This window comes from Pseudomonas sp. NFACC37-1, from assembly GCF_900101575.1.
Lineage (GTDB): Bacteria > Pseudomonadota > Gammaproteobacteria > Pseudomonadales > Pseudomonadaceae > Aquipseudomonas > Aquipseudomonas fluorescens_AA.
Genome location: NZ_FMUZ01000002.1, coordinates 424,398 through 445,238 on the forward strand (window position 1 = coordinate 424,398; position 20,841 = coordinate 445,238).

Sequence of the window (20,841 nt, forward strand, 5' to 3'; positions counted from 1 at the left end):
AATTCCACCCGGCCGGCGCTTCAAGGAGCACATTGGCAGCGCTCGGCTTCTTCTCGGTAAGCAGTCATGAAATCAATAAGAACAATGCCGCTCTGCGCGGCAGGGATGAGCTTTGCCGTGTATCTGCCTGTGGCAGGCGCCGAAGGGTTCTTCGAAGACAGCAAGGCCTCCGTGGAAATGCGCAATTTCTACATGAGCCGGGATTTTCGCGAGGGCGCGGGCCAGTCCAAACACCAGGAGTGGGCCCAGGGTTTTATCCTGCGTTATGAGTCCGGCTTCACCCCTGGCGTCGTCGGCTTCGGTGTCGATACGATCGGCATGCTGGGCATCAAGCTCGATTCCGGGCCCGGGCGTTCCGGCACGGGACTGCTGCCGGTCCAGGACGATGGGGATGTCCCGGACAATTATTCCAAGGCGGGCGGCACCCTCAAAGTCAAAGTCTCGAACAGCCAGTTGCGGGTCGGGACCTTGCTGCCGAAATGGCCAACCCTGGTCGCCAACAACGGTCGTCTGCTGCCGCAGACCTTCGAGGGGGCCCAGGTGCAGGTCAACGAATGGAAGCGCCTTGAACTCACCGCGGCGCGGATCCAGGGCACGGTGTACAGGGACCAGTCGGGCTCGACCGGTCTTGAGCTGAACAACAAGAACCGCCGCTTCAGCGGCCCCCTCGACGGCGGTGATTTCAATCTCCTCGGCGGGACCTTCCATGTGAGTGAGACGACCGACCTGATTGCCCAGTACGCCGTCCTGGAGGACGTCTACACGCAGCGATTCCTGGGCCTGACCGACCGCCGCAAAGGCGACTGGGGCAGCTTCACCAGCGATGTGCGCTTCTTCGACAGTGACAGCGACGGCCAGGCGCGAGGCGGCCGTATCGACAACCGCGCATTCAGCGCCCTGGGGACGTACAAGCTAAAAGGCCATTCGTTGGGGGTGGGCTACCAGACGATGTCCGGGGACTCGGCGTTTCCCTACGTGGCCGGCACCGACCCTTACCTCGTGAATTTCGTCCAGGTGGGTGACTTTGCCGAGAAGGACGAGTGTTCCTGGCAGGCACGCTATGACTTCGACCTCGGCACGGTCGGCGTACCGGGCTTGAACTTCATGACGCGCTATGTGCGCGGTAGCCGGGCCGACGTGCCGGGCGCGGATTCCGACGGTGAGCGCGAGTTCGATGTCGAACTGCAATACGTGGTGCAGAACGGTTCGATGAAGGGAATGAGCATGCGGGTTCGCAGCGCCACGTACCGAGCGGACTTTGCCCGGGACGCTGACGATGTGCGTGTGATCGTCAGTTACCCGCTGTCGCTTCTTTAGTCCAAGCCATTCAACGGGAGACAATCGATGGACGCTTGTGTAGTGCTTCAACGGGATGGTCATGTCGGCCAGATCATCATCGACAATCCACCGGTCAATGCCTTGTCGCTGGCGGTTCGGGAACAGTTGCTCGAAAGGCTGCAAGAAGCGTGCGCCGACAGCGCCATCCAGGCGATCGTCATCGCTTGTCTGGGGCGGACGTTCGTCGCTGGCGCCGATCTCAAGGCGTTTGACCTGCCCCCGCAGGTGCCTCATCTCCCTGACGTGCTGGCCGCGATTGAACAGGCGTCCAAGCCCGTCGTTGCGGCGCTGCATGGCTCGGCGTTCGGTGGTGGGCTCGAACTGGCCCTGGCCTGCCACTATCGTGTGGCCGCACCGGATACGCTGTTCGCCTTGCCGGAAGTCAGCCTGGGCCTGATACCCGGAGCAGGGGGCACGCAACGTTTGCCCCGTTTGTGCGGCGCAGAGAAGGCCCTGGCAATGGTCCTGGGGGGCGAGCGTATCGGTACGGCAGAGGCGCTGTCGATCGGCTTGCTGGATAGATTGAGCGACGCCTCGGTGCTGGCGTATGCCACCGATTTCGCCAGGGAGGTCACGGACAAACCGATCCCTCGGGTTTGCGACCGCTCGGTGCCTGAATTCCAACTCCAGGTTTTCCACGCGCAGGCCCAGGCAATCCTTCGCAAGGCGCCGGGCCAGGAGGCCCCCGCCATTGCCCTGCAAGCGCTGCAAGACGCTTGGCAACTGCCCTTCGCCGAGGGAATGGCCAGCGAGCGAGAGCGGTTTATCGCCCGCCGCCATAGCGAGCAGGCCAGGGCACTGCGGCACGTATTCTTTGCCGAACGGGACCTGGCCTCCAGGTGTCGCGCATTGGCCAGGCAAGCCCCCACACGGGCCGTCGACATCGTCGCGGTGATCGGCGCGGGCACCATGGGCAGCGGCATTGCGCTGTGCCTGGCCAATGCCGGAATCGCCACACGCCTGATCGATACGCAACCCGAGGCTTTGGAGCGTGGCCGCTCGACCATCGATCGATACTTCACCAGCGCGGTGGAAAAAGGCCGACTCGATGCCGACGAAGCCGCCCGGCGTGCCACGCTGATCGAGTTCGATTCGAGCATTGAAGGTGTTGCCAGCGCAGACCTGGTCATCGAGGCGGTGTTCGAAGACCTCGCGGTCAAGCAGGGTGTGTTCAGGGAGCTGGACCGCTTCGCCAAGCCGGATGCGATCCTCGCGACGAATACCTCGTACCTCGACATCGATGCCATCGCTGCCGTGACCACTCGCCCGGGCGATGTGATCGGCATGCATTTCTTCAGCCCGGCGCATGTCATGAAGCTGCTTGAGGTGGTCAGGGGGGCCCAAGTCCGGCCTGATGCCCTGGCAACGGTGCTGCAATTGGGGGGGCGGCTGGGCAAGACCGCTGTTGCCGTGGGCAATTGCTATGGTTTTGTCGGGAACCGTTTGCTGGCCGTTCGTGAGCGCGAGGCGAGTTTCCTGCTGGAGGAAGGGGCCGCGCCGGAGGACGTGGACCGGGTCATCCGGCAGTTCGGCTTCCCGATGGGGCCCTTCGAACTGCGTGACTTGGCAGGCGTGGATATCGCCTGGCGGAACCGGCGGGGCAGGGCCGATCAATTGAGCGCTGTGGAGCGCCAGTGCAATTGGATCGAGCAGTTGCATGAGGCGGGGCGCCTCGGGCAGAAAACGGCGGCGGGTTTCTATCGATACGAGGAAGGCCAACGCCGGGGCCTGCCGGACCTGTATGTGGCCAGGATGCTCGTTGCTCATCGACAAAGCCGTGGCATCGAGCCGCGTGCAATTGACGACGGGGAAATCCTCGATAGATGCCTGTTCGCCATGATCAATGAGGCCGCGCACCTGCTGGAGCAAGGCATCGTCGACAGCCCCAACGACATCGATCTTGTCTGGATTCACGGCTACGGCTTTCCCCGTTACCGGGGTGGGCTTCTTTACTACGCCGACCGGGTTGGCTTGCCCGGGATCGTCGAGGTGCTAGCCCGGTGGGCGGCTTTATGGCCTGAGCGAGGCCTGCGGGTGTCTACATTGCTTCAGTCAATGGCTGCGCAGGGGGACTCGTTCAATCAGCCACCCCTGAGTGGATCTTGATGACGACCTTGCCCTTGGAGCGTCCTTGCTCGACATAACCCAGGGCATCGGCCGTCGCGTCGAAAGTGAAGGATCGGTCAAGCACCGGCTTGATGCTGCCGGACTCGACGAGCGTGGTGATCTCACGCAGTTGAGGACCATTGGCGCGCATGAACACGAAGGTGTAGCTCACCCCCTTTCGGCGGGCCTTGCGGCGTATGCCACTGCTCAGCAGGCCCATGATCAGCCGCAGCGGCCAGGAAAATCCCTGGGCGAACTGTGGGGTGGGTGGTCCCGAGATGGAAATGAGTTGGCCACCGGGTTTGAGGATCTTCAGCGACTTCTCCAGTTCATCGGCGCCCAAGCTGTTCAACACGACGTCATAGTCCTGCAGCACGCTTGAGAAATCCTGCTGTTTGTAATCGATGACAACGTCCGCCCCCAGTGCCTTGACCCAGGGCACATTGGCGGTGCTGGTGGTGGTCGCAACGAAGGCGCCGAGGTGTTTGGCCAGCTGGATGGCGAGGGGGCCGACGCCACCTGAACCGGCCTGGATGAACACCTTTTGGCCTTTCTTCAACTGGGCGGTTTCAACCAGTACCTGCCAGGCCGTCAGGGCGACCAAGGGCAGGGCGGCGGCTTCTTCCAGGCTGACGTTTGTGGGTTTCAGGGCCAGGGCATTTTCGTTCACTGCAATCTGCTCGGCGAAGGTGCCGATGTGCCCATCCGGAACGCGGGCATAGACTTCGTCCCCCGGTTTGAAATGCTCGACACGGGATCCCACCCGCATCACGACCCCGGCCACGTCATGCCCCAATACCAAGGGAAACGAGTAGGGCAGGATCAGCTTGAATTCGCCTTTGCGGATCTTTGAGTCCAGGACGTTGACGCCGGCGGCATGCACGCGGACCAGAACGTCGTGGTCAGCCACTTCTGGGGCCGGGATGTCGCCAATACGGCCACTGTGCTTGGCGTAGCGGTCGATTAAAAATGCCTTCATGGTGCTTTGCTCTCATAAGGGATGCCGCGGACTGATCGCCCGGCCAGGCATCCGGAAATGCCAGCGCTGCCCTTCGCGCTGGCGCCCGCTGGACGATGATTACGCCGGGTCTTGATAGCGCCCGGCAACCTGGGACTGCTTGATTTGCCCGAGCAGGCCTTGGCGTGCTGCCTGCAAGGCATCCCAGCGTGCCTCTTCCTGCAGCGGCGGGATGGTCACCGGCTCGCGACGGTCAAAACCGACCAGCGCGGCGTCGACCAGCTCACCGACTTCCATGACTTCACTCAAGGTGTTGATATCGATGCCCGCGCGCTCCCAGATCTCGGTACGGGTCGCGGCCGGCAGGACGGCTTGCACGTAGACGCCTTTGGGCGACAGTTCCAGGCTGAGTCCCTGGGAGAGAAACAACACGAACGCCTTGGTCGCGCCGTAGACCGACATGCCGAATTCCGGTGTCAGGCCCACCACGGAGCCGATGTTGATGATCGCGCCGTCACCCGCCTTGACCAGGCGTGGGGCGATGGCGCTGGTCAATCGGACCAGCGCGGTGGTGTTGAGCGACACGAGGTTCGCGACGCTGTCGGTCGACTGCTCGATGAAAGTGCCGGACTGGGCGGCGCCGGCGTTGTTGACCAGGATACCGATGCTGGCGTCGTCCCGCAGCCGGGCTTCGACGGTCGTCAGGTCGCTGATCTGGGTCAGGTCGGCCTGGAGAATGTCGATGGCAACAGTGTGTTCGCTGCGCAGCTTGGCGGCCAGGGCTTGCAGGCGCGCGCCGTCGCGGGCCACCAGGACGAGATTGTGGCCGCGTTGCGCAAAGCGCTGGGCATAGACTGCGCCGATGCCGGTGGAAGCGCCAGTGATGAGAACGGTTGTGCGAGTGTCCATGGAGTTTCTCTTCTTCAAGGGGATGAACCGTCGCCTGATGAGCGCGGCTTTTAATTAGGATGATGATCGAAATCTAAACTGTCAATGAATTTGATTATGCTCGACATCTATGTATGATGTGAGGGTGATTTTCGAGCAGCACGAGGAGCGGAAAATGCGGGTGACCAAGGCCCAGGCCCAGGCAAACCGGGAGCACATCGTCGAAACCGCGTCTGTCTTGTTTCGTGAGCGAGGCTTTGACGGCGTGGGTGTGGCGGATCTGATGGCGGCCGCCGGGTTCACCCACGGCGGTTTCTACAAGCATTTCGGCTCCAAGGCTGACCTGATGGCCGAAGCGGCCGCGCGCAGCCTTGCGCAATCGCTGACCAACAACGCGGGTCTCGATGTGCCTGGGTTCGTCAATCTCTACGTGTCCCGGGATCACCGTGACGCCCCGGGCGGTGGTTGCACCATGGCGGCACTGTGTGGGGACGCTGCCCGTCAATCGCCCGAGCTGAAGGCAACTTTTTCCAGCGGCATCGAAAATATGCTGGCGGCGCTCGCGAGCCGGTACGAGATCGGGCAAGACGCGCCGCAGGCAGAGGTCAGGGCGAAAATGCTCGACATGTTGGCCCATGTCGTCGGCGCGGTCATGTTGTCGCGGGCCTGCCCGGACGATTCCGCCCTGGCTGATGAAATCCTCGAGGTCTGCCGCGCCCGGATCATCGCATCACTGCCGCCATCGCCGGCACAGCAGCCCTGACGGATACCGCTTGGCCTTACAGTGACGCCCGGACCACCAGTGGGCAATCCACCGGCTGGGCGCCCGTCAGTTCGAGGGTCTCGATCAGGTGCCGGGCCGCCTGGCGACCGATCTCGTAGTAGGGCAGTTGGACCGTGGTCAGCGGCGGCATGAACAGTTCGGCGATGCCGATCATGTTGTCATAGCCCAGCACAGCGACATCATCAGGGATTTTCAAGCCGCGGCCCAACAGCAGTTGATAGGCGCAGAAGGCGATGCGGTCGTTGCCGCAGACCAGGATGTCGAATTGCGGACGGCCGTCGACGATATGCCGGTCGAGAATGGCGGCGGTTTCACCGTAGGCATCGTGATCGGAAAGGTCGTATTGCAGGAGTGCTTCAGGCGCCAGCCCGAATGCCTGGCAGGCGCGTTGCAGCCCTTGTTGGCGCAGATTCCAGGCAACACTCTTCCTGGGCAAGTTGATACACAGCGGGCGCCGATAGCCTTGGCTCAAGGCATGATGCACGGCGCGGTACTGCCCGGCTTCATCATCCGGCACGTAGCTGACCAGTTGGCTGTCATCGGCCAGGCAATTGGCGAGTACCAGCGGCTTGCTCTTGAGTCGCTCGGGAATGCTCACCTGGCGCAACCCCATGGCACTGAAGATCAACCCGTCGGGGCGATGCGAGAGCATCAGGTCGATGTCCTGGTCGGTGGGCGGGTTGCTCAGCAGGTTGAGGATGAAGACGTTCCAGCCAGCCTGTTGCGCGGTCTGTTCGATGGACAGCAGCAACTCGACGGCGAACGGCGTGGTCGCGGTGTCCAGTGCGAACACACCGATGGTGCGCGCCTGCAAGTTGTCGCCGCGCATCCTGCGCGCCGACAGGCTCGGTACGAATTGCAGTTCATCGATGGCGCGGCGTACCCGCTGAAGGGTTTCGGGGCTCAGTTTTTCCGGCGTGTTGAGCGCGCGCGAAACCGTCATCAGGGATACGCCGGCCAGCTGTGCAACGTCTTTCACGGAAGTCATGCGAAGTGCGGCCAGTCAGGTTGACGCAGAATCATGACACAGCGCCCGGGCTTCTCGCGACTCGAATGACGCGACTCACAGCCAACCCGAGGCCAGGGGCCAGGCGTTGGAAATGGCGACGCGCCCGCCAGTCCCGCTCGCCAACAGCTTCACCCCGAGGCTGTCGGGCCGCGGATAGAGGCGACTGCTGAGGCTGAAGCGGCCGCTTTGTTCAAACACCTCGATGGATGAACGATCGAGAAACACCCGCAGATACAGTTGCGTTTGCGCCTGTTCTATCGGCACGCTGCGCTGGCCGCTCACTTGCGCACCCGAGCGGCTGCGATCGAGCACCAGGCGTCGCAGTGACGCGTCGTAGTACAGCAGGGTCTGTTCCTGCTCATCGGCACTGCAGCGCAAGGCGATGCCCAACTGACCTTCGGTGCAATCGAGCAGGTCCAGATGCACATGGAGCTCCAGTCGGTCGCCACTCACTTGCGGCACCCAACGGCTGCCCGACTCGCCCCACGGCGCACTGCTCGGCAACGGCGCCTGGCGCAGCGCAACCAGTTCCCGCGCCGGAAACACGCCGAGGCGATCGCCCTGCAGTTCCAGCTCCCGTGGCAAACCGAGCATGCCGCACCAGTGATGGGCCTGGCTCGGCATCGGGCTTTCCCACATGTCCAGCCAGGCCCACACCAAGCGCCGGCCATCAGCGGCCACCAAGGTTTGCGCGGCATAGAAATCGTGGCCGTTATCCAGCTCGATGAACGGCCCGCCGCTGAAGTGCCATTGGCTGTCGAGGTGGCCAATGCGATAACCGGTCTGATACTTGTTCAGCCGTTCGTAACCCGCCGCTGGCATGCCTTGGGGGGAGTACAGCAGTACGTCGCGCCCGTCGAGGCGAAACAGGTCCGGGCATTCCCACATGTAGCCGTCGCCGTCAGTGCCCCTGGACACGTAATCGAGAAATTCCCAGGCGCGCAGGTCCGTGGAGCGGTACAGCGGCAGCAGCGGCGTGTCGCCCAGGCGCGCCCCGGCAATCAGGTACCAATAACCATCCTCCTGCCAGACCTTGGGGTCGCGAAAGTGCATGATCGCCGCTTGCGGCGCGTCCTCGATAACGGCGCCATGCTTGACGAAGTGGACGCCGTCGACACTGGTGGCCAGGCACTGGACCTGGCGGATCAGGCGTTCGTCACCCACCTCTCCCAGCCAGGTGTGTCCGGTGTAGATCAGCGCCAGGGTGTCGCCACACACCACCGCGCTACCGGAAAAACAGCCGTCGCGGTCGAAGTCGTCACCCGGTGCCAGGGCAATGGGCAGATGTTGCCAATGAACCAGGTCGGCGCTCTTGGCGTGGCCCCAGTACATCGGCCCCCATTTGGCGTCGAAGGGGTGGTGTTGGTAGAACACGTGGTACTCGCCCTGAAAAAACACCACCCCGTTAGGGTCGTTCATCCAGCCCGTTGGCGGGGCCAGATGATAGTCGGGTCGATAGTCGTGGATCAGGCGAGACAGGCCATCACGCAGGGCCTGCTGCGCATGTTCGAGAGAGGCGGGCATCGGATTGCTCAGGCTATTCAAGGATAAAGTCATAGGGCGCCCGCATGGGCCGGGCGCAGGGCGACGTCATCGGGCAGGCGGTCGATGGCGTGGCGTTTCAACGCCGTGCCGTGTGTGTCGAACACATGCAGATGGTTGATATCCAGTTGCAGTTCGACCCGATCACCCACTCGCCATCCGGCGTTGACCTCACAACGACAGACCATGGGGTCGTCCTGGCCGGTGTCGAGGTGCACATAGGTTTCACTTCCCAGGTATTCGACCCCGCTCACCACGATGCCGGCCGTTCCCTGGGCCGCCTTGAGGGCAATATGTTCCGGACGAATCCCCAGGCTCAGTTGCGCATTCGCGGCCAGGCCCGAGCTGTCGAAGGGCAAGGACGAGATGCCCAACACCAGGCTTTCAACCTGGCTGGTTTCGCCTGGCGCATGCAGGAACGCGGCAAGGAAATTCATCCTGGGTGAGCCCAGGAAACCGGCGACAAAGCGGCTGGCCGGACTCTCATAGAGTTCCCGTGGCGAGCCGACCTGCTCGATGCGGCCGCCGTTGAGCACGACAATCTTGTCGGCCAGAGTCATCGCTTCAACCTGGTCGTGGGTCACGTAGATCATGGTCGAGCCCAAGCGCCCATGCAGCCGGGCGATTTCGTTGCGCATCTGCACGCGCAGGGACGCGTCGAGGTTGGACAGTGGCTCGTCGAACAACAGAATGTCCGGCTCCCGCGCCATGGCCCGGCCCATGGCCACGCGCTGGCGTTGGCCGCCCGACAGTTCCCGTGGCTTGCGTTGCAGCAGTTTGTCCAATTGCAGGATCTGCGCGGTTTTCAGCACCCGCTCGCGCAGGCTGGTCTTTTCGGTCTTGGCCAGCTTGAGGCCAAAGCTGATGTTGTCGTAGACGCTCATGTGCGGGTACAGCGCATAGGACTGGAACACCATGCCGACGCCACGCTCGCGCGGCTCCAGGTCGTTGACCCGGCGTCCGTCGATCAGCAGGTCGCCGCCACAGATCGAATCCAGCCCGGCGATCAGCCGCAGCAGGGTCGACTTTCCACAGCCCGAAGGGCCGACGAAGACCACGAATTCGCCTGCCGAGATTTCCAGGCTGACGTCGCGAAGAATGCGTGCGCCGCCCAATTGTTTGTTCACGTTGTCCAGCTTCAACTTGATCACGATGCTGTTCCTTTTTTGTCTGTGTTGGGCCTCAACCCTTTAACGCACCGGCAGTGAGGCCGGAAACAATGCGGCGCTGGAAGATCAGCACCAGAATCACCAAGGGCACCGTGACCAGCACCGACGCCGCCATCAACAGGCCCCAAGGCAGCTCATGGGGACTGCCGCCGGAAATCAGCGCGATGGCGACTGGGACCGTGCGTTGCGAGTCGGTCAGGGTGAAGGTCAGGGCGAAGAGGAACTCGTTCCATGCGGCGATAAAGGCCAGAAGGCCGGTGGTGACCAGTGCCGGCCAGAGCAGCGGCAACAGCACGCGGGTCAGCGTGACCCAAGGTGACGCACCGTCCATGATGGCGGCCTCTTCCAGCTCATGAGGCAGTTGCCCCATGAAGGTGGTCAGCACCCAGACGGTGAAGGGCAGGGTGAAAATCGTGTAGCTCAGGATCAACGCCCAGGAGGTGTTGTACAGGCCCAGGGCACGGATCACTTCGAACAGCCCCGACAGCACCGCGACTTGGGGAAACATCGAGACGCCCAGGACCATCATCAACACCGGACCGCGTCCGCGAAATTTCACCCGGCCCAAGGCATAGGCGGCGGTCAGGCTGAGGAACAGCGCCAGCGCGACCACGCACAGCGCAACCACCAGCGAGTTGCCGATAGCCCGCAGGAACGAGGCCTGGTTGAGCACGGCGGCATAGTTGGAGAAATCGGGGTGGTCGATCCAGTAGCTCACCTGGAACAAGGCGCTGGACGGTTTCAGCGACGTTACGATGGCGTAGTAGAAAGGGAAGACCGCATACACCAGCAAGATTGCGATCAGGCACCAGAACCCGAGGCGCAACAGGGCTTTTTTCAGTAGGCGCGGGCTCATGAGCGGACCTCCAACTGACGGCGTCCGAGGTACAGATAAACCATGGCGATCACCGCGACGACCAGGAACAGCAAGGTCGAGGCGGCGCTGCCATAACCGACGTCCTGGAATTCCACCAAGTGCTGGCGTGCATAGACCGACATGCTCATGGTGCTCGACGAGTTCGAGGTCAACACATAGATGACGTCGAAGACCCGCAGGGAGTCGAGGATCCGGAAGATCGCCGCCACCAGCAAGGCCGGCATCAGCAGCGGCAGCGTGACCCGCCAGAACACTTTCACCGGGTGGATGCCGTCGACCCTGGCGGCTTCGTAGCAATCGCTGGGCAGCATCTGCAAGGCTGCCAGCATCAGCAGGGTGACGAAAGGCACGGTCTTCCAGACGTCGACGATGATCACCGCCCACATCGACAGGTCCGCGTCGGCGGTCCAGGCCAGGGGCGCGTCGATCAGGCCGAGGCCGAGCATCAGGTGATTGATGATGCCGAACTGGTCGTTGAGCATCCATGACCAGATCTTTGCGGAGACGATGGTCGGGATCGCCCAGGGAATCAGGATCAGCGCCCGCACCAGGGCGCGTCCGCTGAACCGGACGTTGAGCAGCAACGCCACCAGCAGCCCCAGGACGATTTCCAGCCCCACCGACACCACGGTGAAATGCAAGGTGTTGCGCACCGCATTCCACCACTGTGGATCGACGAGCAGGCCTGACCAACCGGCACTGCTGTGGAACAGATAATTGCTCAAGCCGACAAAGGTTGCATCCCCCGTATCGGCGAGGCTGGCGTCGGTCAGGCTGAACCAGAATGTACGCAACAGCGGCCAGGCCGCCACCAGCGCCAGGCACAGCAGCATCGGGGTCAGGAACAGCCAGGCGGCGCGAACGCGACGGCGTTGTACCGGCGTTTCCCGGGCGGACAGGTACTCGTCGTCGGGGACGAGTGTGGTGGAGACAGACATGGTGATTTCCTTCCTTGTGGCTTACCAGTTCCGGCGTTTGATCCGCGTGAGTTCGCTTTCCAGCTCGGCCAGGGCCTGATCCACCGGTCGCTCGCCCGCCAGCACGCCGTGCACTTGATCGAAGAAGGCATTGGAGACCCGTGGATAGCGGTCGGCGGTGATCGAGGCGGGACGCATGACCCCATCGTTGAGAATGCTGTGCAGTTGGCTGTAGTAAGGCATGGCCGCGAGCAACTCGGGATCCTGGTAGAGCGACTCGATCACCGGGTTGTAGGCGCCGACCAGGGCACGATGTTTCTGTTGTTGGGCGCTGCTCAGGTAGCTCACCAGCTCCGCGGCAAGCTTGGGGTTGGCGCTGTAACGCGACACCGCCAAGCCCCAGCCGCCGAGGGTGGACGCATGAGTGCCCATCGCGCCGCCGCGGGGCAGGGGTGCGACGCCGACCTTGTCTTTGACGGCGCTGTCCTGGCTTTGCACCAGGGCCCAGACATAGGGCCAGTTACGCATGAACAGCGCATTGCCCGACTGGAAGACGCCGCGTCCTTCTTCCTCGGTGTAATTGAGCACGCCACGGGGGGCGATGTCTCCTACCCAGCTTTTGGCCAGGGTCAATGCGGCCCTTGAGGCCTGGCTGTTGACCACGATGTCGCCTTGGGCGTTGACCAGCCCGCCTTGCGGTTGGCTGCTGATCCACTCCAGGGCATTGCACGTCAGGCCTTCGTAGGCGCGTCCTTGGAATATATAACCCCAGGCATTGGCGTTCCCGGCAGCGCGCTCCGCCTGCTGGACAGTCCTGGCGGTGGCCGTCATTTCTTCCCAGGTCTGGGGCACGGGCTTGTTGTATTTCTCGAGCAAGTCCTTGCGGTAATACAGCAACCCCGAATCGGTGAACCACGGCATGGTCACCAGGCGCCCGTTCACCGTGGCGTTATCCACCTGGGCCTGGAAATACCCCTGGGTGGCGTCGGCCGCAAGCACCTGGCGCAAGTCCAGCAAGTGTTTGGCCAACATTCCCGGCCACACCATGTCGATCTGGATGATGTCGATGTCGCTGGATTGCGCACTGAGGATCTGTTGGTAGAACGACAACCGCTCGGTCGCCGAGTTAGGTGTGGAAACCACTTCGACACTGTTGCCGGTCTGCTTCGACCACGCTTCGACGGCCTCTTTGCACAGTTGCAATTCGGCACCCACGGCACCACAGGAAATCGTCAGGTTGGCGGCAGTCGACAGGGCTGGAAACCCGACGCAAAGGCCGAGCAGCGCCGCTGGAAGGAGCGATTTGAGCTGTTTCATAAAGCCCTCTTTATTTTTGTTTTTAGAAAAGTTAACGTTAACATTGCCAAATGTAGCAGCGTATTTGCGATGAGGCATCCTTTTTTTCCTCTGCTTTGACAATTCAGAACCTGGGCGGAAAAGGCTGGTCGCGGCAACAGAACAATAAAAACAAAACAGGGAAAATCCACATGCAGAAAGCATCAAGCTGGCTACTCGCAAGCGTGCTCGGCGCCTCGGCGGCCAACTCTCAGGCCGCGACTCTGGAAGAGCGTATGGCGGCGTTCGAAGCCCGTGCCAGCGCAGCGGAAAAGCGTGCAGCCGCCGCCGAACAACAAACCCAGGCACTCGCCAGGGAACTGCAGCAAATCAAACTCGCCACCCCCGCCGCGCAACCGACCGTGCCCGCCGTTGCGACACCCACGCTCGATGCCCGCCTGGCAAAACTCGAAGCCCGCCAGCAAAGCACGGAAAAGCAGGGCGGTAGCGCGCACCTCACTGACGGCTTCAGCTTCAAGGGCTACGCCCGCTCCGGGTTGCTGATCAACGATGGGTTGGGTGGCGGGCGTGGCGGTCCGTACACCACCCCGGCCGGTTCTGTCGGCGGTGCCGTGGGGCGACTCGGTAACGAGGACGACACCTACATGCGCATCGACCTGTCGAAAGAGCTGTACGCGCAGAACGGCACCCGCTCCAAATTCACGGTGTCCATCGCCGATGGCGTAGAAAGCTCCAACGACTGGACTGCCGAGGAAAGCAATCTGAACGTGCGCCAGGTGTTCACCGAGCTCGATCACCTCGCGGCATTCAAGGGCAACTCGATGTTCGAACATTCCACCTTGTGGGCTGGCAAGCGCTTCGACAGGGACAATTTCGACATCCACTGGCTGGACTCCGACGTGGTCTATCTGGCCGGCACCGGGGGTGGCATCTACGACGTGCAGATGACCAAGGACTGGCGCTCGAACTACTCGTTGATCGGGCGTAACTACGGGGATTTCAGTGAGGGCGGGGTCAATGCCGATGTGGAAAGCTATATCCTGACGTCCAACCAGTTTTTCGACGGCGGGCAGTGGCAGTGGATGTTCAACGCCATAGGCTCAAAGAAAAACGACTTCGGCACTCGCACCAATGAAGCGGGACTGGCGCCGGCCGATTCCGGTTTGCACAGCATGGTCGCCAATCACCAGAAAACCTTCTTCGGTCGCGAAGGCTTCTTCAAGACAGCGCTGCTCTATGGGCAGGGGTTGGGGGCTGAAGTCAAGAACGTCGGCGCCGATGGCGAATTGATCGACGATGCCCAGGCCCTGCGTGTGGCGCTGTACGGCGAAACGCCCCTGGCCTCCGACTGGCGCATTGGCCCGAGCCTGCTGGCCGAGCGAAGCAAGGATCGCTACGTCAAGGGCGACGACTACCGTTGGATGACCCTGAACGTGCGCTTGGCCAACGAAATCAACAGCAATTTCGAGATGGCCTACGAGATGAGTTGGCAAACCATGCAGCTCGACCCCAAGGGCTACCTGCAACGCAATGCGGTTGACGGTAACTTCTGGAAGTTCACGGTGGCCCCGACCTTCAAACCCGACTTGGGCGATCTGCTTACGCGCCCTGAACTGCGTCTGTTCGCCAGTGTCATGAACTGGTCGTCGGACCTGGACAGGTACAGCTCCACAGACGCCTTCGGCAAGACGGACTTTAACGCCGGTGGCACCTGGCAGTACGGCCTCCAGATGGAAACCTGGTTCTGACACCAGCCAGTCGAGACCTGTGGGAGCGGGCTTGCTCGCGATAGCGGTGGATCAGCCTGGACAGGTGTTGGATGTGCCGCTGCCATCGCGAGCAGGCTCGCTCCCACAATGGCTCAGCCTTCGAGCCCGCGCTGCTCGATCACGCCGAACACATCTGCCACATCCTGCACCAGGATCCGAGCGACATTGGTGATGGTGTTGATGTCGCTCGTTGCCGAGTCGCTCAGGCTGGTGCAGGCCACAAGCGTCAGGTAATCGAGCGTCGCGTGCAGGCGTTCGCTGGCACAGGCATGGCGTTCGGGCAGTGGGGCGTGGGTGTCGATCAGCAGGACGGGGTGGGTGGTGGCGGTTTGGGTGAGAGGTGTGAAACGTTGATCGCGTTGATTCATGGCAAAAGTTACTCATTCTTCGTATCAAGAAAAAGCTACTTCGATCCGCTGCGAAACGAATGGGTGGTAGCTGCGCGTGGGTTCGCAGACCGAGGATACGAAGGAACCCGGCAGACCCGAAGATCTCCCACACACAGCCACCATACAATGACGTCGAACGCCAAAGGCGCTCATTGTCACTTTTATGATGCTTGGTTGCTACCGTATCTGTCGGGCTGCGAAACCCAGCCACTGACCAAAGCCAGCGACGAACCCAACTATAGAAGTCGATCCCTGTACCCACAACCGACCTGTAGGACGCCCCCGCACCCCCGTGGCGAGGGAGCTTGCTCCCGTTCGGTGGCGCAGCCGCCGTAAACCCGGCGCCGGCGGTCTGTCTGGCGAAACGCGGCGGCCGGTTGGGGTCGCTTCGCAGCCCAGCGGGAGCAAGCTCCCTCGCCACAGGGTGTAAATTCCTACGAGATTTTAGGACGGCCAATCACCGTCACTGCGCATATCTAGAGGCTAACTCACATTCCTATTTGGACAGGTGACATGGTTCCCTGTGGCGAGGGGATTTATCCCCGCTCGGCTGCGCAGCAGTCGTAAACCGGCCAACGCGGTTCACCTGTTGCAGCGCGGTGCCTGGTTTTGGGGCTGCTTCGCAGCCCAGCGGGGATAAATCCCCTCGCCACATGGAGGTACAGGAGCCCTCTAACGACAGCCGCGGAAAAACGCCCTGATATCCTCCGCCAACAACTCCGGCTGTTCCAACGCAGCAAAGTGACCACCCCGAGGCATCACGGTCCAGCGTTTCACCTCGCAGCAACGTTCCACCCAGCTCCGTGGTGGCATGGGCAGTTCCTTGGGAAACAGCGCGACTCCAACTGGTGGCTTCAAACGTTCGCCGCTGTTGAACAGCAATGGCCGCTTGCTGCCTTCCACATACTGACGAAACGACGAGCCGATACAGTGCGTCAGCCAGTACAGCGTCACATTGGTCAGTAACCATTCACGATCGATGGCGGGGCTGTCATCACACCAGGACAGGATCTTTTCCCCCATCCACGCCAATAGCCCCGCCGGGGAGTCATTCAGGCCCACCGCCAAGCTCTGCGGTTTGGTTCGCTGAATGTGCCCATAGGCGCCTTCGGCATCGGCAAATGCCGCCGCGCGTTGCAGGAAGGCCGTTTCTGCCTCGGTCGGCGCTGGCTCGTTTTCGCCAAGGGGAGGGCGATAGGAACCCGGAATATAGTTGAGGTGAATGCCCGTCACCCGCTCGGGAAAACGCACGCCCAACCACGTCGACACACCCGCGCCAATGTCCCCGCCCTGGACGCCGAACCGTTCATAACCCAGCCCGCTCATCAACTCACTCCACAAGCCCGCCACTTCATAGGGCCCCATGCCGGATTGCTGGAATGGTGTGGAAAAGGTGTAGCCGGGCAGCGACGGCACCATCACATCGAAGGCGTCCGCAGGATCACCCCCATGGCTGGCCGGGTCCGTCAGCAGCGGGATGATGCGCTGCATTTCGATGAACGAGCCGGGCCAGCCATGGGTAAGGATCAACGGTCTCGGACTCGGCCCGACACCCCGTTGATGAATGAAGTGCACCCTTTGCCCACCGATGTCGGCAACAAATTGCGGCAAGCGATTCAACGCTGCTTCCTGAGCGCGCCAATCGAACGTGTCCGACCAATAGGCAAGCAGTTCCCGAAGCACCTCCATGTCCATGCCTTCGCGCCAACCTTGCCCGGCCAGCGGTTCCGGTAACCGGGTGTGCTTCAGGCGGTGCCGCAGGTCTTCAAGGGCGTGTTCGGGGATGTCGATGGAGAAGGGTTTGATGAGCATGACTACGTCTCAAACTGCCGGGTTCACGACATTCTATGGGGCTGGGGCCGGGTTGCATCGGTCAGTTTGCTCGGCCTTGAGCAACGTAGGCAGAGACAGAATGCTTTTAGAACGGAATCCAATCGGTCTGGAGCATCTGCTCGCCGTCCAGGGTCAGGAAGCATTGGGTAAACATCGTTGCATTGGGGGCAACCGTATTTGGGACTTCCAAATCAGCCCAAGGGATTACCAATTGAATTTGTACGTTCTCTATTTGCTTGGCAGGAACCGTTTTGCTGCCGATGGTCACATAGCCATTCGGGTCGTTGTATTTGTTTTGGCTGTCGAGGATATAGGTGCTCTTATCCGTAGCGAAATAACACGCGATACCTCCCACTCTGCCCTCCATGAAGGCCAAATCGGCGCGACCCAATATCTGGAGTTCGGGCTTGCCGGAAGCGTCCTTCGCCCGGCGCGTATATAGATCATGGAAAAACAAGGATGGCTTTGGTGGATTAGATGAGGCGGTACCTGGATTACTAAAGTCGAAGCCTACCGAATTGTCCTGTGGCTCCCATTGAACGGTCCTGCCGTCCAAATCTGAAAAGCTCAGCCCAGAACCTGACGGAGTCACGGCGTTGGCCTTTTGCTTCGGTTTCCCTGAGTTGGCTTCTACAGCAGGCGGCTTCGTCCCCGCATAAGCAGCGTCAGCCAGGACTTTGATTTGTCTCTCGATAAAGTCTGGAGCACATGTAACGACGTCCCCGGTAGCCCAGACACAAGCACCTTGAGCCAAGCGTAGACGTAGCTGTCCAGTTTTGACCGTGATACCTCCCATCTTAATCATCAAGCTGTCGTCACCGAGTTTGATTTGGTCTGCCCCGGAGGAAATTTTGATGTATTCCTTCAAAACGATGGGGCGCTTCCCTTGAATAGTGGGGACCGCCTCGTTCTTGATCCACTTGAAGATGCCGGCTTGGGCATCACCTACCACAGAAAACGTCGCGAGCATCCAGAATATTACAGCCCTGTTGCCGATAGGCTTTCCACGTCTCATTGAAATTCCTTTTCGTAAATAGGAGTGTTGAGTCACTGCCGGCGCGGTACATGGATGCATCAAAGTCACTCCATGAATGCACAGGGAAAGGCATAGTGCCATTATTCTCGGGCGTGGGGTACGAGTTCCTGTTTGCTCAGCGGAAAGAGAGGTAGATTTGGTTTCCTATGCTTTGGATTGCGTTGGACAACTAGACTGCCCAACAGCAAAGTGTCTCAAATTACAGTTGCGTGTTCAGATCAACGCCGCCCCGTCCGTGTACTCACATCCACCCACACCGCCAGCACCAGAATGCTGCCTTTGACGATCATCTGCCAATAACTGTCGACATCGAGCATCGACATGCCGTTGTCCAGGCTGGTGATCACCAGCGCGCCGAGGAGGGCGCCGTAGACGGTGCCGGAACCGCCGCGCATGGAGGTGCCGCCGATGAAGCAGGCGGCGATGGCGTCGAGTTCGCCCATGTTGCCGGCCGAGGGTGAGCCGGCGGCCAGGCGTGCGGTGTTGACCACGCCGGCGAGGGCGCACATCACGCCCATGATGCCGAAGATCCACAGCTTCACCGCTTGCACGTTGATGCCGGACAGGCGCGTGGCTTCCATGTTGCTGCCCACCGAATAGACCCGCCGGCCGAACACGGTCTGGCTGGTGACGTAGCTGAACACCCCCAGCAGGATCAGCAGGAGCAGCACCGGTACCGGGATGCCGTCGTAGCTGTTGAGGGTATAGACGAACCCGGCCAGCACCGCGCCGATCACCACCACGCGCAATACGTCACGCACCAGGGAGTGAGCCGCCAAGCCATGGAGGGCGCGGTTGCGCCGCTGTTTCCAGGTCAGGAACAGGGTCAGGGCGAACAGCAGGATGCCAAGCCCGGTCCCGACCGTGTGCGGCAAATAACCTTGGCCGACGTAGACCAGTTCCGGTGACACCGGGGCGATGGTGGTGCCGCCGGTCACTCCCAGCAGGATGCCGCGAAACGCGAGCATGCCACCCAGTCCGACAATGAACGACGGAATGCGCAGGTAGGCGGTCATGTAGCCGTTGCCCAAGCCAATCACCAAACCGCACAAGGCCACTAGGCTCAAGTTCGCCAGCAGCGGGATGTGATAAACCACATCGAGGATCGCCGCCAGGCCCCCCAGCAGTCCAAGTAGCGAGCCCACCGACAGGTCGATCTCGCCGCTGATGATCACCAGCACCATGCCGCAGGCAAGAATCCCGGTGATGGACATCTGCCGCAGCAGGTTAGAGAGGTTGCGCGGGGTCACGAACCCGCCGTCGGTCTGCCAACTGAAGAACAGCCAGATGATCGCCACGGCGATCACCAGGGCGAGCATTTTGTAGCGGGAAAACAGCTGTTTGACCTGATTCATCTACGCGGACTTCCGATCATTATTGTTATGGCCGTCGGGATGGCTGAGTGCGGCGGCGAGCACTTGTTCCTGGGTAAGTTCGTGGTTGATGAAGTCGCCGCGCAACTGGCCGTCGCCGATTACCAGGACGCGGTCAGAGACTCCCAGCACTTCGGCCAGCTCCGACGAAACCATGATGATCGACACGCCCTCGGCCGCCAGCGCGCCCATCAATTTGTAGATCTCATACTTGGCACCGACATCCACGCCGCGGGTCGGTTCGTCGAGGATCAGCACGCGGGGTTTGGTCAGCAGCATCTTCGCCAGCACGGCTTTTTGCTGGTTGCCGCCGGAGAGGCTGGTGATCGGCAGGAACGGGCTCGCGGTCTTGAGGTGCATGCGCGCGATTTCCTTGTCGATACTGCCCAGTTCGGCTTCGGCGTCGATGCGGGTCAGTTTCGAGTAGTTGTCCAGCACCGCCAGGGTGATGTTCTGGCCCACCCCCAGGTCCGGGATGATGCCTTGGCGCTTGCGGTCTTCGGGGACCATGCACAGGCCGGCGCGGATCGACTTGAGGGGTGTGCGCGTGTCGATCTGCTTGCCTTCCAGCCAGACTTCGCCTTCATAGCGGCCAGGGTAGGCGCCGAACAGCGCCGATACCAATTCCGTACGACCGGCGCCGACCAGGCCGGCGATACCCAGGATTTCCCCACGCTTGAGCACGAATGAAATGTCGTCGACCCGTTTTCGCCTGGGGTTGTCGACGTCGTAGCAGGTGACGTGGCGCGCCTCGAAAATCACCTCGCCGACATCGTGGGGCTCGGTGGGGTAGAGGTTGCTCATTTCCCGTCCGACCATCTGGGTGATGATCTTCGGAATGTCCATGTCGGTCATGGCGGTGGTGGCGATGTGTTTGCCGTCGCGGATCACCGAAATGGTGTCGCACACGGCGGCCACTTCATCGAGCTTGTGGGAGATGTACACGCAGGCCACGCCCTTGGCCTTGAGGTCGCGGATGATGTCCAGCAGCACCTCGATTTCCGAGCGGGTCAGGGCCGAGGAGGGCTCATCGAGGATCAGCAGCCGTGCCTTCTTGTTCAGTGCCTTGGCGATCTCCACCAATTGCTGGTAGCCACCGCCGTACTGGGAAACCGGCAGCGACACGTTCATGTCCGGGACTTTGAGTTCACGCATCAGGGCTTCGGCACGGTGGATCATCGCCGGGTAGTTCATGCGTCCGCCGGGCAGCGTCAGCTCGTGGCCCATGAAGATGTTTTCCGCCACCGACAGGTCGGGGACGAGGGTCAGTTCCTGGTGAATGATGACGATCCCGGCTGCTTCGGTTTCGCTGATGGACTGCGCCTTGAGCGGCTGGCCGGCCCAAATGATCTCGCCTTCCCAGGTGCCGTAGGGGTAGACCGCCGACAACACTTTCATCAACGTGGATTTGCCCGCGCCGTTTTCACCGCACAGGCCGACGCACTCCCCGGGCCTGACCTTGATGTCGATGCCGTTCAGGGCTTTGACACCGCCAAAGGTTTTGACGATGCCGTTCATTTGCAGCAGGTAATCGGACATGGCGAAGGCTCGTGAAAA

The 20,841-nt window shown here is 61.4% G+C and carries 17 protein-coding genes; 4 read left to right on the forward strand and 13 right to left on the reverse strand.

Translation table 11 applies throughout. The features are described 5' to 3' along the window. The first annotated feature begins 66 nt into the window (after nt 1-66). On the forward strand, nt 67-1,317 hold the full coding sequence (locus BLP82_RS04055) for an OprD family porin (protein WP_092165528.1): 1,251 nt from the start codon (nt 67-69) through the stop codon (nt 1,315-1,317). A 27-nt stretch (nt 1,318-1,344) separates the two neighbouring features. Continuing rightward, entirely contained in the window at nt 1,345-3,444 is a 2,100-nt protein-coding gene (locus tag BLP82_RS04060) for a 3-hydroxyacyl-CoA dehydrogenase NAD-binding domain-containing protein (RefSeq protein ID WP_092165529.1), read from the forward strand. Here BLP82_RS04060 and BLP82_RS04065 read toward each other — a convergent pair. Then, nucleotides 3,416-4,423, reverse strand: a complete 1,008-nt coding sequence (locus BLP82_RS04065) for an NADP-dependent oxidoreductase (protein ID WP_092165530.1) — start codon at nt 4,421-4,423, stop codon at nt 3,416-3,418. The two genes, BLP82_RS04060 and BLP82_RS04065, sit on opposite strands and share 29 nt — an antisense overlap. Before the next feature lie 99 nt (nt 4,424-4,522). Beyond that, on the reverse strand, nt 4,523-5,311 hold the full coding sequence (locus BLP82_RS04070) for an SDR family NAD(P)-dependent oxidoreductase (protein ID WP_092165531.1): 789 nt from the start codon (nt 5,309-5,311) through the stop codon (nt 4,523-4,525). Between the two features lie 154 nt (nt 5,312-5,465). On the opposite strand from BLP82_RS04070, the gene BLP82_RS04075 reads away from it, so the two are divergent. Continuing rightward, a complete protein-coding gene (locus BLP82_RS04075) occupies nt 5,466-6,053 on the forward strand; it encodes a TetR/AcrR family transcriptional regulator (protein ID WP_092165649.1) in 588 nt (195 codons plus the stop codon). 16 nt (nt 6,054-6,069) lie between these two features. Here BLP82_RS04075 and BLP82_RS04080 read toward each other — a convergent pair whose 3' ends face one another. The 6 genes from BLP82_RS04080 to BLP82_RS04105 all read right to left on the reverse strand — a co-directional run bounded on the left by BLP82_RS04080 (nt 6,070) and on the right by BLP82_RS04105 (nt 12,905). Beyond that, a complete protein-coding gene (locus BLP82_RS04080; protein ID WP_092165532.1) occupies nt 6,070-7,062 on the reverse strand; it encodes a LacI family DNA-binding transcriptional regulator in 993 nt (330 codons plus the stop codon). Between the two features lie 75 nt (nt 7,063-7,137). After that, nucleotides 7,138-8,640, reverse strand: a complete 1,503-nt coding sequence (locus BLP82_RS04085) for a glycoside hydrolase family 32 protein (RefSeq protein ID WP_170842264.1) — start codon at nt 8,638-8,640, stop codon at nt 7,138-7,140. Continuing rightward, the gene (locus tag BLP82_RS04090) at nt 8,637-9,776 is read right to left on the reverse strand and encodes an ABC transporter ATP-binding protein (RefSeq protein ID WP_092165534.1); all 1,140 of its coding nucleotides are present in this window, start codon (nt 9,774-9,776) and stop codon (nt 8,637-8,639) included. The genes BLP82_RS04085 and BLP82_RS04090 overlap by 4 nt, the downstream gene beginning before the upstream one ends. A 31-nt stretch (nt 9,777-9,807) precedes the next feature. Beyond that, nucleotides 9,808-10,650, reverse strand: a complete 843-nt coding sequence (locus tag BLP82_RS04095) for a carbohydrate ABC transporter permease (RefSeq protein ID WP_092165535.1) — start codon at nt 10,648-10,650, stop codon at nt 9,808-9,810. Beyond that, nucleotides 10,647-11,609 carry a carbohydrate ABC transporter permease gene (locus tag BLP82_RS04100; RefSeq protein WP_092165536.1) on the reverse strand — a complete coding sequence of 321 codons (963 nt, stop codon included), beginning with the start codon at nt 11,607-11,609 and terminating at the stop codon, nt 10,647-10,649. Before BLP82_RS04100 ends, BLP82_RS04095 begins: the two co-directional genes overlap by 4 nt. Nucleotides 11,610-11,630: 21 nt before the next feature. Then, nucleotides 11,631-12,905, reverse strand: a complete 1,275-nt coding sequence (locus BLP82_RS04105; RefSeq protein ID WP_092165537.1) for an ABC transporter substrate-binding protein — start codon at nt 12,903-12,905, stop codon at nt 11,631-11,633. A gap of 170 nt (nt 12,906-13,075) precedes the next feature. On the opposite strand from BLP82_RS04105, the gene BLP82_RS04110 reads away from it, so the two are divergent. After that, nucleotides 13,076-14,632, forward strand: coding sequence for a carbohydrate porin (locus BLP82_RS04110; RefSeq protein ID WP_092165538.1), 1,557 nt, complete (start codon nt 13,076-13,078; stop codon nt 14,630-14,632). 113 nt (nt 14,633-14,745) lie between these two features. Here BLP82_RS04110 and BLP82_RS04115 read toward each other — a convergent pair whose 3' ends face one another. The 5 genes from BLP82_RS04115 to xylG form a co-directional block, all read right to left on the reverse strand. After that, nucleotides 14,746-15,021, reverse strand: coding sequence for a fructose-bisphosphate aldolase (locus BLP82_RS04115; protein ID WP_092165539.1), 276 nt, complete (start codon nt 15,019-15,021; stop codon nt 14,746-14,748). Between the two features lie 693 nt (nt 15,022-15,714). Further along, on the reverse strand, nt 15,715-16,854 hold the full coding sequence (locus BLP82_RS04120; protein WP_092165540.1) for an epoxide hydrolase family protein: 1,140 nt from the start codon (nt 16,852-16,854) through the stop codon (nt 15,715-15,717). Between the two features lie 106 nt (nt 16,855-16,960). Continuing rightward, complete coding sequence (locus BLP82_RS04125) at nt 16,961-17,890, reverse strand: hypothetical protein (protein WP_092165542.1); 930 nt, start codon at nt 17,888-17,890, stop codon at nt 16,961-16,963. 239 nt (nt 17,891-18,129) lie between these two features. Continuing rightward, the gene (locus BLP82_RS04130) at nt 18,130-19,266 is read right to left on the reverse strand and encodes a sugar ABC transporter permease (RefSeq protein WP_092165544.1); all 1,137 of its coding nucleotides are present in this window, start codon (nt 19,264-19,266) and stop codon (nt 18,130-18,132) included. Beyond that, the gene (xylG, locus tag BLP82_RS04135) at nt 19,267-20,823 is read right to left on the reverse strand and encodes a D-xylose ABC transporter ATP-binding protein (protein ID WP_092165546.1); all 1,557 of its coding nucleotides are present in this window, start codon (nt 20,821-20,823) and stop codon (nt 19,267-19,269) included. Nucleotides 20,824-20,841: the final 18 nt, after the last annotated feature.

What these genes read in the sequence shown, in the direction of transcription:
- BLP82_RS04055 (WP_092165528.1), top strand. Translation starts at nt 67, where the DNA reads ATGAAATCAATAAGAACAATGCCGCTCTGCGCGGCAGGGATGAGCTTT.
- BLP82_RS04060 (WP_092165529.1), top strand. Translation starts at nt 1,345, where the DNA reads ATGGACGCTTGTGTAGTGCTTCAACGGGATGGTCATGTCGGCCAGATC.
- BLP82_RS04065 (WP_092165530.1), bottom strand. Translation starts at nt 4,423, where the DNA reads ATGAAGGCATTTTTAATCGACCGCTACGCCAAGCACAGTGGCCGTATT.
- BLP82_RS04070 (WP_092165531.1), bottom strand. Translation starts at nt 5,311, where the DNA reads ATGGACACTCGCACAACCGTTCTCATCACTGGCGCTTCCACCGGCATC.
- BLP82_RS04075 (WP_092165649.1), top strand. Translation starts at nt 5,466, where the DNA reads ATGCGGGTGACCAAGGCCCAGGCCCAGGCAAACCGGGAGCACATCGTC.
- BLP82_RS04080 (WP_092165532.1), bottom strand. Translation starts at nt 7,062, where the DNA reads ATGACTTCCGTGAAAGACGTTGCACAGCTGGCCGGCGTATCCCTGATG.
- BLP82_RS04085 (WP_170842264.1), bottom strand. Translation starts at nt 8,640, where the DNA reads ATGACTTTATCCTTGAATAGCCTGAGCAATCCGATGCCCGCCTCTCTC.
- BLP82_RS04095 (WP_092165535.1), bottom strand. Translation starts at nt 10,650, where the DNA reads ATGAGCCCGCGCCTACTGAAAAAAGCCCTGTTGCGCCTCGGGTTCTGG.
- BLP82_RS04100 (WP_092165536.1), bottom strand. Translation starts at nt 11,609, where the DNA reads ATGTCTGTCTCCACCACACTCGTCCCCGACGACGAGTACCTGTCCGCC.
- BLP82_RS04105 (WP_092165537.1), bottom strand. Translation starts at nt 12,905, where the DNA reads ATGAAACAGCTCAAATCGCTCCTTCCAGCGGCGCTGCTCGGCCTTTGC.
- BLP82_RS04110 (WP_092165538.1), top strand. Translation starts at nt 13,076, where the DNA reads ATGCAGAAAGCATCAAGCTGGCTACTCGCAAGCGTGCTCGGCGCCTCG.
- BLP82_RS04115 (WP_092165539.1), bottom strand. Translation starts at nt 15,021, where the DNA reads ATGAATCAACGCGATCAACGTTTCACACCTCTCACCCAAACCGCCACC.
- BLP82_RS04120 (WP_092165540.1), bottom strand. Translation starts at nt 16,854, where the DNA reads ATGCTCATCAAACCCTTCTCCATCGACATCCCCGAACACGCCCTTGAA.
- BLP82_RS04125 (WP_092165542.1), bottom strand. Translation starts at nt 17,890, where the DNA reads ATGAGACGTGGAAAGCCTATCGGCAACAGGGCTGTAATATTCTGGATG.
- BLP82_RS04130 (WP_092165544.1), bottom strand. Translation starts at nt 19,266, where the DNA reads ATGAATCAGGTCAAACAGCTGTTTTCCCGCTACAAAATGCTCGCCCTG.
- xylG (WP_092165546.1), bottom strand. Translation starts at nt 20,823, where the DNA reads ATGTCCGATTACCTGCTGCAAATGAACGGCATCGTCAAAACCTTTGGC.